The organism is Alphaproteobacteria bacterium 33-17, from assembly GCA_001897445.1.
Classification (GTDB): Bacteria; Pseudomonadota; Alphaproteobacteria; order Rickettsiales; family 33-17; genus 33-17.
Window position 1 is genome coordinate 37,666 of record MKSX01000021.1, and the last position, 13,922, is coordinate 51,587.

The 13,922-nt window shown below is 32.1% G+C and carries 13 protein-coding genes; all 13 read right to left on the reverse strand.

The features are described 5' to 3' along the window. Positions 1-23: 23 nt before the first annotated feature. Positions 24-1,421, reverse strand: coding sequence for a hypothetical protein (locus tag BGO27_03170; protein OJV13597.1), 1,398 nt, complete (start codon positions 1,419-1,421; stop codon positions 24-26). Between the two features lie 34 nt (positions 1,422-1,455). Further along, entirely contained in the window at positions 1,456-3,168 is a 1,713-nt protein-coding gene (locus BGO27_03175; GenBank protein OJV13598.1) for a hypothetical protein, read from the reverse strand. Positions 3,169-3,222: 54 nt separating this feature from the next. After that, entirely contained in the window at positions 3,223-4,551 is a 1,329-nt protein-coding gene (locus BGO27_03180) for a Tol-Pal system beta propeller repeat protein TolB (GenBank protein OJV13599.1), read from the reverse strand. 13 nt (positions 4,552-4,564) lie between these two features. Further along, the gene (locus BGO27_03185; protein OJV13600.1) at positions 4,565-5,506 is read right to left on the reverse strand and encodes a hypothetical protein; all 942 of its coding nucleotides are present in this window, start codon (positions 5,504-5,506) and stop codon (positions 4,565-4,567) included. Position 5,507: 1 nt separating this feature from the next. Continuing rightward, positions 5,508-5,945, reverse strand: a complete 438-nt coding sequence (locus BGO27_03190; GenBank protein ID OJV13601.1) for a protein TolR — start codon at positions 5,943-5,945, stop codon at positions 5,508-5,510. A 2-nt stretch (positions 5,946-5,947) separates the two neighbouring features. Next, positions 5,948-6,682 carry a protein TolQ gene (locus BGO27_03195; GenBank protein ID OJV13602.1) on the reverse strand — a complete coding sequence of 245 codons (735 nt, stop codon included), beginning with the start codon at positions 6,680-6,682 and terminating at the stop codon, positions 5,948-5,950. Positions 6,683-6,791: 109 nt separating this feature from the next. Further along, positions 6,792-7,436 carry a hypothetical protein gene (locus tag BGO27_03200; protein OJV13603.1) on the reverse strand — a complete coding sequence of 215 codons (645 nt, stop codon included), beginning with the start codon at positions 7,434-7,436 and terminating at the stop codon, positions 6,792-6,794. Between the two features lie 5 nt (positions 7,437-7,441). After that, positions 7,442-8,314, reverse strand: a complete 873-nt coding sequence (locus tag BGO27_03205) for a hypothetical protein (protein OJV13604.1) — start codon at positions 8,312-8,314, stop codon at positions 7,442-7,444. A gap of 205 nt (positions 8,315-8,519) precedes the next feature. Beyond that, entirely contained in the window at positions 8,520-8,831 is a 312-nt protein-coding gene (locus BGO27_03210; protein OJV13605.1) for a hypothetical protein, read from the reverse strand. A 30-nt stretch (positions 8,832-8,861) separates the two neighbouring features. Further along, a complete protein-coding gene (locus BGO27_03215; protein OJV13606.1) occupies positions 8,862-9,107 on the reverse strand; it encodes a hypothetical protein in 246 nt (81 codons plus the stop codon). A gap of 83 nt (positions 9,108-9,190) precedes the next feature. Then, positions 9,191-10,117, reverse strand: coding sequence for a hypothetical protein (locus BGO27_03220; protein ID OJV13607.1), 927 nt, complete (start codon positions 10,115-10,117; stop codon positions 9,191-9,193). 124 nt (positions 10,118-10,241) lie between these two features. Next, positions 10,242-12,260 (reverse strand): hypothetical protein, encoded by a 2,019-nt coding sequence (locus BGO27_03225; GenBank protein OJV13608.1) that lies wholly within the window; start codon positions 12,258-12,260, stop codon positions 10,242-10,244. A 206-nt stretch (positions 12,261-12,466) separates the two neighbouring features. After that, entirely contained in the window at positions 12,467-13,912 is a 1,446-nt protein-coding gene (locus tag BGO27_03230; protein OJV13609.1) for an isocitrate dehydrogenase, read from the reverse strand. Positions 13,913-13,922 lie beyond the last annotated feature (10 nt).

The window sequence follows — 13,922 nt, forward strand, 5'->3', positions numbered from 1 at the left end:
TAATTTGCTAATAACAAGTTTTGCTACTTCTTCACTGAAATATCTTTACTTGAACTGTTAGGCTTATTATAAGCTGTTTCAGTATTTGACGCATTGGAAATAGCTGTAGGAGAACTTTCTTTAACTTTTTTTGTCCATTCCACATCTTTTGGAGAAATACTGTCTCTAAATTCAACTGCAAAACTTTCACTACCAATATTCCATCTCTGTTTTAAATGATGTTTTCTAATCTCCTCGTAGGGTCTAGCTTTCCCATCTGCATCATAATACATGGGAAGATATTGCTTTAAGTCATTTTGAAAAATATTTTGAATTTCAGTTATAGCATCAGAATTATTATTATCATGAATTTCAGATGCCAATTTCTTTATCAAGATAGCTTGCTCTGGTGTTTTTAAAATTTCTACAATAGCTTTAATAAAGTTAATGCCATAAATAGCACAATTCTGGTCTTCGCTTGCTTCTGACATATCTTGAAGGGCATGTGATGCATCCAAGATCTTAATGTCATTGTTAACAAATAAGTCAATTGATCCAGCACCTAGCTTATATTGAGCAAAAAGTTGTTTTTCTTTAAATTCTGTAGGGCATATCTCAAATTTATCAGTAATTTTTAAAATTTCTGTATTATTTTCGTTTGATATAATTTGTGGTTCTGCATTTGCTATATTCGTTAAATGAAATTTTTGCTCTAATGCGCTTAAGTTTTCTTTATTTGCGTATATAGGATAAGTATTTACTCCGCGTTTATTAAGTTTGTCGCAAATTGATTGATTGTATGAAAGAGTTTGAATATTCGTATTAATTAATATTGTTAATAATATTTTTTTTGAATCTGAATCTAAAATACTTATTAATGTAACTGCATGACCATTTTCCCAATTAGGACTAATTACAAATTTTATATTACCGTCTTTTAATACGTTGTGCTTCTTTCTAGCTGATTCAAAAGGTATATTAAAACTATGAAGTTTTCTTGAAATATCAACTATGTATTTAGGATTACTTATCTCAATGCCATAATTATTGGCCTCTTCAGAGATAATATTAAAAACTGTATTTAAACTATTATTCATTGTGCCTTTCTTATAATAATCATCTGTTTCAATTTCATCCCTATAAGGAAAGTACATCCAGGCTTGTTCACTTTTATAAATTGTAAGTTCATGATAATCCGTGTGGTTTTTCATGTCTTTATTCATATTTTCTGTAAACTTAATAAGTTCTGGTCTATATTCTAAGAATTCTACTGCATCATCACTTCTACTTAAATATAGTCCAATTTCAGGCACTGAAAGTAATTCTCTTGTTAAATCATAGTCTGTTAAAATGCTTTTTAAAGATAAGTTTTTTGATCTTTTAAATTCTTTTATAGCTGAAATAAACTGTTGTTTTGTAATGTTTGTACGATTTTTAGACATTAAATCTCCATAGTAATTTATTTATTATTTTATACTAATGACCAAAATTTGATAAATAAGTAAATCTATTACTATTTGGTTTTTTAAGCTCTTCTTGCCAGGTTATTTTTTTTGGTTTTTCAAAAGGTCTATGATACTTTATAATTTCTAGTGCTTCTCTATCCTGTTTAAAAAATTGCAATTTGTCTGTAAAATCAAGAAGTTCTAATCTTTTGATTTGTTCGGTAAATATAAAGTAACCTAAGCTATTAGATTTATCTGTGCCTACTATACTTGATCTGAAAAGTTCAAAAGTTTCAAAGTTAGTTAGATCTAAATTATATGATGCTATGTTTAAAATTAAATCAGCTTTATACTCATCGTTTTTTAAGTGATCATCTTTAGTCTTTAGTGATTCTGAAATTTTAATATTTAAAAATTCCATAAGCAAATTTGCATGTTGCTTACACTTCACAGGCTGAATATTACAAATCATATTAAATAAACTAATAAAGTGCGTATAAAAGTATTTTTTGCTTTTATGAAGTTCAGCGGGTATTTCATCAGATAATTTTTCAAACAGTTCAAAAAATATATTATTATATGTAATAGATTTGCTGCTAATAGAATTTTGATATAGCTCACATAAATATACAATGAATATATCAGGACTTTCTGTTAACAACAAAAAGTCATTAATCATTTCCATATATTCGCTAAATTTGTTTCTCATTGAAGTATTTTCATAAACTTCATATACATTAGGTAGATTTTTTAATAATTTAAAAATTAAATGTTCTGACAATATAGATTTTGCGTTGTCATCATTTTCATTAAGTATATCTCTTGCTTTTCCATAGTCAGAGGCGTCTAGTGCATTCTTAAACTTTAGCTTTATAAGGTCTTTAGGAGATAAATTGCTAAAACCCATAAGTTTTAAAATAGGTTCTAATTCAATGTTATGATTTATAAAGGCATTAAAGAATTTTGTCTTATGGCTCTTATATATATGTTTAAAGACTAATTTTAAAATCTGGATATTTGCATTATTATTTTTTTGTACGGTTTTGCTTAAGTGCTGCAATAATGAATCAGCATTATAATCTTTTTGTTGTGTGAAATTAGGATATGATTCTACCATAATTTGGAAAAAATCTTCATTAATTATAATATCCCCAAAACTTTTACCCTCATATTCAGGTATCGGTATATTTGAAGGTATGAGTAATTTAAAAATATCTTCCCATGATCTAAACTTTATCTCGTCTAAAAACTTTTTCTTAAATTCATGAGACTTAACAAATTTTTCAAATCCCCATTTTTGGTATATTGTATAATGTTCTGTTTTTATAAAACCAATATGTTCAGAGTACTGAACCTTAGATTTTTCTAATAAATCAAGTAAACTGCTACCTTTATTATCTTTCTGATTAAACAAAGATACGCCACAAGTTTTAGATATGAGTCTAAAATTATCAAGACTTTCTATATATTTCAATAAGCTAATTTGCTTATTAGTAGGCTCTAGGTCATCTTCATCATCGGAATCTAAAGTGGTTTCAAACTTAATTTTAAAAGGTGCTGGTTTAGCGGATTTATTATCACGCTCTCTTTTTTTTGCAGCTTTATGCTGCTCAATTTCTTCTGGGGTTAATGGAATTTCAATAATTTTTTGGAAAAAATCATTCCATGTAGACTTTTTAAGTTCTTCTAAATTTGTATCAGTAAATACTGACTTGAGTAAGTTTTCATGGGAAAACAAAGACATAAGACACCAATATATTAATATTTTGTTAATGATTGGTGTCTTTATACAGCATTTTTAGTCAGATAGCAAGCCCGACCATGCAGGATCTGATGCATCTGTAGGTGTTACAATCTCTCTTTCATTATGTCCTGTCAGGTCAATCGAGTATAATCTTGAAGGTGCAGGCTTATTGGTTCCATAAGGTTTATCTTGTTTTGTATAGATAATAACTCTACCGTTTGGTGACCATGTAGGACCCTCAACTAAATAGCCTCTCGAAATAATACGTTCGCCTGAGCCATCAAGTTTCATAACGCCAATAGAGAACAGTCCGCTACCATCTGCCCATTTTGTAAATGCTACAAAGTCGCCACGTGGTGAAACAACAGGAGTTGCGTATCTGCCGTTACCAAAACTGATTCTTTGTGCTTCCCCGCCATATGCAGACATTTTGTAAAGCTGAGGTTTCCCGCTTCTATCAGAGTTAAAAATAATACTATTTCCATCAGGGGTAAAGCTTGGAGAAGTATTAATAGCATTGCCAGAGGTAAGCTGGTTCATTGTGCCTGAATCAAGCTCCATTCTATGAATATGTGTAACACCGTTTCTGGCAATGGACATTACCACACTTCTTCCGTCAGGTGAAAATCTAGGAGCAAATGACATACCTGGGAAATTACCAAGTAATCTTTCTCTACCTGTTTCAATATCACGAATGTAGACTTTTGGAACTTTTCCAGCATATGACATATATAAAATTTGATGTGCCGCAGGTGAGAATCTTGGTGTTAAAGCCATGCTCTTACCATTAGTAAGGAACTTATGATTTGCACCGTCAAAATCCATAACTGCTAAACGCTTAACCCTGTTTTGAAAAGGACCACTTTCTGAAACATAAACTAACCTTGTATCAAAATACCCATCTTCACCAGTTAACTTTTTATAAATTTCATCGGCAATCATATGTGATATTCTGCGCCAGTTAGCTTCTACTGTGCCATAAGCTCTACCTGCAATTTGTGTGCCTGCATATACATCCCAAAGCCTGAAATTTACTTCAAGTTCTTTACCACGAATATTGATTGCTCCCACTGATAAAGCAGTAGCTTTAATCTGACGCCATGAGGCAAAGTTTGGTGTAGAATTTTTACCATCTTTAATATCTTCAATAAATGCATCTGCCGAAATAGGGCGGAAAAGTCCTGAACTTTCTAAATCATTTGCAATCACTTCTGCCATTTGTCTGCCGATAACTCTTTCGTGTGATGTATCAGCAGTAAAATCAGGAATAGCTATCGGTATTGGATCAACAGTACCGCGGTTAATATCAATGCGGGTTATAGCAAAGCTGTTGAAGCTTGCAAAAACTATAGCTGAAAATACTACATGTTTTAATTTAATCATACTCCCTCTCTTTTTATCTTAAAACGTGATTTGGATCAAAGCTTAACTCTAACTCACGCCATGCATTATAATTATCTTGCGGCAAACCTTCTAGCGGGCTTGCTTTATAAACTGCTCTGATTGCACTTTCGTACATTGCCTGAAGTACAGGACCTCCAGCATTGTAAGCAGCAGAGTTTGAAGCTATAACATCAGTAACTGTTCCATCTGGTTTAATTGAAATTTGTAAAATTACGCGCATTTTTTCAATATCTTTACCGCCAGCAGGAATATTCCAGTTTTTTTCAATTTGTGAACGGATTGAGTCCTTAACATCCATTCCAAGCGGTTTTGAATCATCAAACTCGTTACTATCTGACTTATCATTCAAATCGTTAAGTAGGTCATCCATTTCATCGGTAACCTCTTTACTGATTTTTTTATCATGTTTTTTAGTTGTAGTAGAATCTTCTAGTGACTTAAGCAAAGAATCGAAATCTTCATCTTTTTTCTTTTTTTGCTCTTTTTTATCTTTTTTCTTCTTGTCGTCTTTCTTTTTAGTAGCTTCTTGCTTTTCTTTTTTCTGCTTTTCAGCTTCCACTTTTTCTTTCTTTTTCTTGTCGTCTTTCTTTATTTTTTCGCCAGTGTCTTTTTTCTTTTCTTGCTCAACCTGAGGCTTTTGCTCTTTTTTTACTTCTTTGTCGATTTTTGCGTCTTTTTTAGCTACGTCTTTTTTAGCTTCATTTTTATCATGATCAGGGTCAGCGGCTTTTTTAACGTCTTTACGGGTTTCCGCAGTTCTTGCGTCTTTATTAATTTTCTTTTGTTTTACGTTTGTGGCTTTTGTTATTGGCATTATTTCGATGGAAATCGCTTGCTCTTCAGGGGCAGGACGCCATAATGAAGGAAGTCCAAGCACTAATATTAAAAATATTATGCTGTGTAAACATAATGAGTAATAAAAACCACGATTCATATTACTTTGAATCCGCCGAAATTTGTGTAATTAAAGCAACTTTTGTAAATCCTGCACTGTTAATATAGCTTAATGTAGACATTACTCTACCATAATCCACTTTCTTGTCAGCACGTACGAAAATACGGGTATCTTTCTTCTCTTTAGTAATAGCTAGTAATTTATTAATAAGGTCTTTATCTTCAACTTTTGTTTCCTGAACATAAATATCGCCATGATTGTCAACAGAAACTGAAAGAGGTTCATCATCACCAACAATTGGGGAGTCTGATGTTTCAGGTAGGTCAACGTTTACACCAGCAACAAGCATCGGTGAGGTTACCATGAAGATGATAAGTAAAACCAGCATAACGTCTACGAATGGTGTAACGTTAATAGCGTTTACTATCTCGCCACGACGTTTACTGGTTTTTTTATTTACGCTTATATCTGCACCCATAATTATCTCTGATTATCAAGTTCACGTGATAGTAATGTTTCTAAATCGCTTGAGAAAATTTCCATTTTTTCACTAATGTTATTTAGTTTAGCATTAAGTAAGTTATAGAAAATTACAGCAGGAATAGCAGCAAATAAACCAATGGCTGTCGCAAGTAATGCTTCGGCAATACCAGGGGCTACAACTGCTAATGTAGAGTTTTTAGAAGCAGCAATTGACTGGAATGAATGCATAATACCCCAAACAGTTCCAAAAAGTCCAATAAACGGCGCAGATGAACCAACTGTTGCAAGTACTTGAAGTTGTGAGGAAAGCTGAGCAACTTCTTTATTAATAGCATTATTCATTGATTGAGATAATCTTTCTTTGATTCCTCTTTTAACGCCATAATCAGATACAACTGAAGGGTTTTTGCTCCATTCACTCATAGCAGCGCAGAAAACAACAGCAAGTGGATGAGAAGGGCGCGCTTTTAATTTTTCGTAAAGCTGATCTAATACCTGACCAGACCAGAACTTCTTTTCAAAACTTTCTGATTTAATTGAAATTGCCTTATATTTCATCCATTTTTCAAACACTATAGCCCAGCACCAAACAGAAGATACAATAAGCATAAGCATAACCATTTGAACTACAAAGTCAGCTTTTGTAATAAGTGAAAATAAAGACATATCAACCTGGGCAACTGTGCCAGCGATTTCAGCAGCGTGTACTGCAGGAGAATTTAAGCCTTCCATAGAAACTACCTAAAAAATATTAAATTTTGCTATTAAACAATAACTTATACTAAGTTTAAATGCAATCATTTCATATATTGAAATGTATAATTTTAAATATTGGGAGCGTTTAGAGATAATAGCAGTAAATTGGGTGATAATGCTTTTCCTGATTACGCAGCGCTTTCTGATGATATTTAGTAGGTTGATAATAATCTGGGAATGTTTCAGATCTCTTGTATTTAAAATTTAGCTCTTTTAAGCATTCTTCAATCCATTCCTGATAACTTGGATGATCTGAAGCAATGATAAGCCTTGTATTATCTGACGCTTTAGTTAAATTTAGTAAAGCCGGAATAGTTTGGGTATTAAGTAACCTGCGTTTAAAATGACGTTTCTTTGGCCACGGATCAGCAAATAGTACATATACCTGGTCAAAGACTCCTTCTTTACCCAGTAAATGAAGGTGATTAAAATCATCTGGAAATAAGCGAATATTGGTTATATTTTCTTCTACGCATTTTCTAATAACTCTTATGTGACCATCTACAAATGGTTCTGCACCATATATAGTGTGATCAGGATAAGCCTTTGCAAGGTTTATTAAATTGTCTCCCATACCAAAGCCGATTTCTAAAATAGCTTTATCTGCAATTTTATCTGAGTTAAATGTAAACTTAGCGATATGCTCTTTAAATAATTCTTTACCGTTATCAGTTGATGCTTTTCCATGTCTTCTAGCAAAGCTAGTTACTTTTCTGTAGTGTTCAGTCATATGTATTATCTGCAATTATTGAATTTTAGTAATGATGCTGGGTTTATGGGTCTATCTTTTATACGTACTTCAAAGTGAAGATGCATTGCTGTTGCAAGTCCGGAGTCGCCCATAATTCCTACCACTTGACCAGCATTGATTTTAGCGCCTTTTTTAACGGAGACTTTACTTAAATGTGCATAAACAGTGCGAATGTCATTGCCATGATCAACAATAACGTAATTTCCATATCCTGAGTCTTTGCTTGATACAATAACCTTACCATCGTTTGACGCATAAATCGGATAATGGTCAGCTTTACTAATTAAGTCTATGCCTTTATGAAGTTTAGATGTGCCTTTAATAGGGTGAATACGCTGACCATAATGGCTTGTCACAATATATTTTTTAACTGGATGTATTGTTGGTACTGCTCTAAATTTCTGATCCATTTTTTGAGTTGCTGCAAGCATTTTTACAAGCGAATTCTTTTTAGGCTTATATTTAGCAGGCATTATGCCCAATTGTGCAGCGGTTGCGTTATAACGTTTGGCTATTATGTTCAATCTCTGAAATGTTCTTACTTCAAGCTCTTCTTCAGTTAAAAACTTAAATTCAGAATAGGCTTTGTTAATTTTAGACTGATATACAGTTAAGTGTACTTTTTGATTAAATACATCAGAATATAGGTCGCTTATTACGCAGCTTTTATGGCTAAGACCAAATAAATCATATTTTATGATAATTTTTGCATAATCTTTCCCAAAACGTGCTGCAAACTTTTGCTCTATAGAGTTACGTGCTTTAAGCTTAGGCGAATAGCTTTGCCCCGCAGAAAAAGAACAACTTGCTAAAGCAAGGGTAACAAATGTTAATAATATTAATGCAAATTTTCTCACTAAGTACCTATTTTAAAAGAAAGCTACAGTATTGAAACTGATTCTTATGTGATATTAATTGACCAAATTCATCAAAGGTAAAGTAAATTACCACAATATAAGGTATATGTGAAGGGGTAGGTAGGCAATTTATTTAAGTTTATACAGGGTTATATATTTAAGATATTGTTTTTCCTAAATTTTCTAACCCTGCCAGATTATAATGTTATTGTGATAAAAAACTGTAATTTGCTTTAACCTCAAAATCTTCTCTGTATTGTTTAATAGCATCTTTCAAATAGATTGGCATATCTTCCATTGCTGCAGGAATCATATTATGTTCTTTAAGGTAATGAATCATAGTTTTAAGCTTGTCAAATGTAATAGGCAATTTATTAAAGTGTACAAGATGAATATTGGGCAGATTCAGATCTTTTAAAAACTTTTGAAATTCAATTGTTTCAAAGTTAATTTTTTCCGCAACTACAGCTTTTTTATCATTTGGTAAAAGGGCGCATGCAGAATATTTAGTTTTCATTGAACAATATGACCATAAAATTTCAATAATTTAATTTTTTTGAAAATAAGCAGCCGCGAAAAGAGGGCTTCTATTAGACTGGTTTGTACAATTTACCAATGCGCCTTTTTCTATAAGAAGCTTTAAAGTCTCAATACGACCATTCATTGCTGCAAAATATAGAGGAGGGTTGCCGTGTGAATCTCTCTCGAGTACACTCATTCCTTCATCTATATAATCCGAAACAACTTCCGTATTGCCTTTGACAATAGCATCAAAAAATTCTGCTTTTTTCATATTTTTACCTTATTTTAAGTTTGAGTAGAATATAGGGAAGCAAAAATTGTTGTCAATCAAAGGCTTGATGTTACTAAAAAATCCTAGTTAATTCCTTTTGCTTTCATTTTGACTTTAATTAAATGAATTTGCTTTTCTGCTGCTTCCTTTCCGCGTAAATACATTTTCTCTAAATCTTCTTTAGAGTCGTTAAATATGCCAAATCCACCAAGTTCTGGTCTTATAGTTACATCGCCCATATTGCCCTGAACATATCCAAGCTCAGCATATGCAAGCCAGAATGACCAGTATACAAAATCAAGGGTATTTTTCACTTCTTCCATAATTGGAGGGATAGTAATATCTACGGCAATAATTAAATCAGGATTGTATTTTTTAGCCATTTGAACAGGAACTGGCTCGATAAGACCGCCATCCGTAAATACTCTATTATAAATTTCAAGTGGAGGTATTACACCAGGAATAGCTGAGGATGCGATTACACCTGGAATTATAGCGCCTTTGTTAAATCCAAATGAATCCTGTTTACGAATGTCAGTTGCTACAAATACAGCAGGAATTTTTAAATCTTCGATATTACGAGCGTCTAAGTTTTTTTCAAGGAATTTTTGGAATCTTTTGCCTTCTACTACACCCGATGTTGTAAGTCCCCATTTGATTGCTGGAAGTAATGCAGGGTCTAAAAAGTACCATTTGCTGACTGATAATATCTTTTCTTTAACGTCACTTGCAGATTTTGAATCAGCATATAATGCGCCTACAATACTTCCAGCACTTGTTCCAACTATTAAATCTACGGGAATGTTATGTTTTTCAAGAACTTCAAGTACGCCAGCGTGAGCAGCACCACGTGCGCCACCACCACCTAATACCAATGCTACCCTAACGTTTTTTATTTCTCTGTTTTGTTCTACATTGGGATAGTAATTAAAGTCCAGATGATTATTTGAAGGTTTGCATGATAATAAGCAAACGCTTGTAAATACTGTAATTATTATATTTTTTATCATTTTGCGCTACTCTTTTATTTTCTATAGATAATCATCATAGGATGACAATTTTTAAAGCGCAACATTCAAGTATAAAAATTTTACTACAAATAATTACAGTATTTTACTTTTGGTTTACATATGGCTAAAATAAACGGCGAGCCGTATTTGATTTCTTATTTTCTTCTCTTTGAGCATGAGAAAGCTGAGATTGTTTCTGACCTTCAACAACTTTTCTTTGTAATTCTGGGGAAATTACCAAATTCTGAGATATTCTATCTTTAGCTTCATACATATAATGTCCCATTGTAGGATAATCCTTTTTATTAGATATAATATCATCAAATATTTGTGGCATACCACCATCATTAATATAATTTCTTATACTAATAAAGCCAGTACTAGGGTAATAAAGCGCTGCTAAAACAACAGTATTGATAATACTTTGATTTAATGTTTGGTCTGCGCTATATTTTTCAAATAAAATTACGATCTGTTTTGGAGAGAATTTAATAAGCCAGCATATTACATTAAATGCATCATCGTAATTCTTGATCATATCATGCATTAATATTGCTTTGATAATTTTGGTATCAGAAAAATTTTGAGTCAAGCTTAAGTCTTCTGTAAATAAACTTATTACATCGATTTTAAATTCGGCTTCATATATTTGACCTTCTCTAGTTATTTGGCTAAATACCTCTGGTTTGTCCTTGCTTAAATGATCTAATAAATCATAAATTTTAATAAAATTTCTTGCAGCAATTGGATTTTTTATTATTTTAGTTAAAAATTTTCTGTTTTGCTTTACAGTCTGCATGTCCTCACATTGAATAACAATCTTATATATCGTCATAAATTCTTCAGATGTTATGTATCCAGGAGTATTTACAAAATTTAAAGCTTTAATAAGATATTTGCTAGAGGGATTTAATGCCCATGACTGCACTTTTTCAATAAATTCTCCTGATAAGATATTTTCAGAGTTATCTAAATTAAAGAATTTTATGATAGCATTTGCAAAATCATTGTCATTGCTTACATGAATTAAAAAATTAGCATGTTTTTTAAGAGTTTCGACGTTATCGCATTTTAGTAGCTGACTATAAATTTTAATAAAGTTTACTACACTAATGTGTTTTTCTTTTCCTACAGAACTTAAAGCCAGTGATAGATCTTTAAACGCTGGATTAAGCACCCACGTTCTTGTATTGTGCATTTGACATAGCATTATAAAATCTAGATTGTATATTTTATTAAGTTCATCATTAGAAAAACTTTGAGTAACATTATGGTTAAATAGAAGAGATTCAAGTTTTCTATATGTTAAATCCTCAGCGATACAAATTTCTACAGATGTTCCGTCCTGATAATCATACACATTCTGAACTTTTATTTTAAAATTAGGATTATTAAATACGGCCGGTACATTTTCTTGCCTGAAACTTTCTACCACGTCATAAACTTCATGAGTTGCTATTCTGTAATGTATATCTTTATGCTTAATTTCATGGTTTTGATTTTGATAAGTCACATTTAAGCTGAAATTAGGTGCTTGATTGTCATAAGGTACTAATTCAATTTGGTTATTGTCATAATTTGCTACAAATTCGTGAGGTATCTGAACTTGTGTAAATGAATTAAAAAACTCATCCTTTTTTTCTCTGGATATATTTAAATAATCAAATGAAAAAAAGTTATAGTCAGACAATACGTTGAAAAGTAATTTATGTTTGTCTTTAGGTAAAGATATTAGATAATCGATAGAAATATACTCTTGATTTGCCAGTTCAAGTAATTCCGTTACTTCAAAATAAATCAATAAGTTTATTTTTTTTGTTGTTATAAAATTTTTAATAGTTGCATCATAATCGCTAATTTGCATAAGGGCAAAAAGTTGATGCATATCTAATGAGTCTAGGAAATTAGGATTTTGATCTTTTATAAGTTTATCAAGTAGCTCTTTGTTTTGTTTATTAACTGCTCTAAAGCTAATATAATCCTGACTAATAGATTGAATTCTGGATGTTACGGTTTGAAGATAAAAATCAGGATTGTTTAGATCGCTTTTCCCAACTTGTTTCAAAATTTCCATCTGAATATCATTGTAGTTTCCAATAATATAACTATCTTGTTGAGTTTCTTTAATTTCTGAATTCATCATAATAATAACCATTAAATAAAAAAATTAGTTAACGTATTGTTAACATATTTTACATAAATTGTCAAATTATTAATGAATGGTTAATTTATTGTATATTCAAGATAGATTATATTGTTTTAATATCTACCTGAATTCATTGGAAATAATAAAAAAGGGCGTCTTTAAAAGACGCCCAAATAAAATAAAAAACTATATAATATTAAATATTATTCTCCCTGACCAAGCGAGAATCCTATTTGATCATCAAATGTATAAAGGTTTTCAGTTTTGATAAAATCAATGTTTTCAGCTATAAGTTTGTTTAAAACATCGCAAATATCAGCATGCTTTGCTGTTTTATCATCGCCAATTGGCACAAAACGAAGCCTCCAGTGGTCATCCATTGCTTTAAACAAGCTCTTTTCCTTAGGCCAAACACTTAAGCCCTTAGCAGAAATCATTTGTAGTCTTAGTTTGCCATCGCAAATATTATTGATTTTAGAAGCAATAATATCTGCATCATCTGTCAGCTGATCAATGAATACATCCACACCAACTAACTGTTTTCTTTCATCTACAGGTAGTTTTGGTTCAAGAAGCGCCTGATTTTCAGTTTTTGCAAAATTAGCAACAGGTAGTTTGCTTGGTAACTGCCCCAATCTTTTAATCACTTCATCGGCAAATTCTTTTGTGCCAACTTTTTTAGAGCTGGTTTTTTCGTTATAAATATCTGCTGTGTGTATGCCGTCTTCTAATGTTTTATAAAGCGCATTTTGAATTTTAGCAGCTACTTCTGGCTGACCAATATGCACTAACATCATTACAGCGCCATTAAGTAATCCGCTTGGATTTGCTATATCTTTACCTGCAATGTCAGGGGCAGATCCATGAATCGCCTCAAAAAGCGCATATTCTTTACCAATGTTAGCAGAACCTGCAAGACCAACCGATCCGCATACTTCAGCTGCAATATCAGATACAATATCACCATATAAGTTAGATGTCACAATAACGTCAAACATTTCAGGTTTTGCGGCAAGTTTTGCAGCACCAATATCAATAATCATGTGATTTGTTTCAATAGAAGGGTATTCTTTAGCAATTTCATCAAAAACCTTATGGAAAATACCGTCAGTCATTTTCATTATGTTATCTTTACTGAAACATGTTACCTTTTTGCGACCGTTTTTTACAGCATAATCAAAGGCGTAGCGAACTATTTTCTCACTTCCAGTGCGCGATATAAGTTTGAGTGTCTGGTACATATTGCGAGTTTGTCTGTACTCAATACCTGCGTATAAATCTTCTTCGTTTTCACGAACGATAACAAGGTTCATCTTAGGAAAGTTACTAGGAACAAAAGGAACCATTGCTATGCAAGGTCTAATGTTTGCATAAAGCCCTAAAGTTTTACGCAGTGTTACGTTTAAGCTTTTATAACCGCCGCCCTGAGGGGTTGTGATTGGAGCCTTAAGTATAATCTTGGTACGCTCGATAGATTCCCACGCACTGTTTGGGATACCTGAAGAAAAACCCTTTTTATAGTAAGCTTCACCAACTTCAATAGTTTCAATTGTGATATCTGCTTTTGCTTCCTTTAATATTCTTAAAGTAGCATCCATAATCTCAGGACCAATACCGTCACCATGAGCAACTGTAATTTTAACTGCCATATACCCTCTC

Excerpts from the sequence above, each read along its gene's own strand:
- BGO27_03195 (OJV13602.1), bottom strand. The coding sequence starts at position 6,682 with ATGGAAGGCTTAAATTCTCCTGCAGTACACGCTGCTGAAATCGCTGGC.
- BGO27_03220 (OJV13607.1), bottom strand. The coding sequence starts at position 10,117 with ATGATAAAAAATATAATAATTACAGTATTTACAAGCGTTTGCTTATTA.
- BGO27_03200 (OJV13603.1), bottom strand. The coding sequence starts at position 7,436 with ATGACTGAACACTACAGAAAAGTAACTAGCTTTGCTAGAAGACATGGA.
- BGO27_03230 (OJV13609.1), bottom strand. The coding sequence starts at position 13,912 with ATGGCAGTTAAAATTACAGTTGCTCATGGTGACGGTATTGGTCCTGAG.
- BGO27_03215 (OJV13606.1), bottom strand. The coding sequence starts at position 9,107 with ATGAAAAAAGCAGAATTTTTTGATGCTATTGTCAAAGGCAATACGGAA.
- BGO27_03170 (OJV13597.1), bottom strand. The coding sequence starts at position 1,421 with ATGTCTAAAAATCGTACAAACATTACAAAACAACAGTTTATTTCAGCT.
- BGO27_03180 (OJV13599.1), bottom strand. The coding sequence starts at position 4,551 with ATGATTAAATTAAAACATGTAGTATTTTCAGCTATAGTTTTTGCAAGC.
- BGO27_03225 (OJV13608.1), bottom strand. The coding sequence starts at position 12,260 with ATGATGAATTCAGAAATTAAAGAAACTCAACAAGATAGTTATATTATT.
- BGO27_03175 (OJV13598.1), bottom strand. The coding sequence starts at position 3,168 with ATGTCTTTGTTTTCCCATGAAAACTTACTCAAGTCAGTATTTACTGAT.
- BGO27_03190 (OJV13601.1), bottom strand. The coding sequence starts at position 5,945 with ATGGGTGCAGATATAAGCGTAAATAAAAAAACCAGTAAACGTCGTGGC.
- BGO27_03210 (OJV13605.1), bottom strand. The coding sequence starts at position 8,831 with ATGAAAACTAAATATTCTGCATGCGCCCTTTTACCAAATGATAAAAAA.
- BGO27_03185 (OJV13600.1), bottom strand. The coding sequence starts at position 5,506 with ATGAATCGTGGTTTTTATTACTCATTATGTTTACACAGCATAATATTT.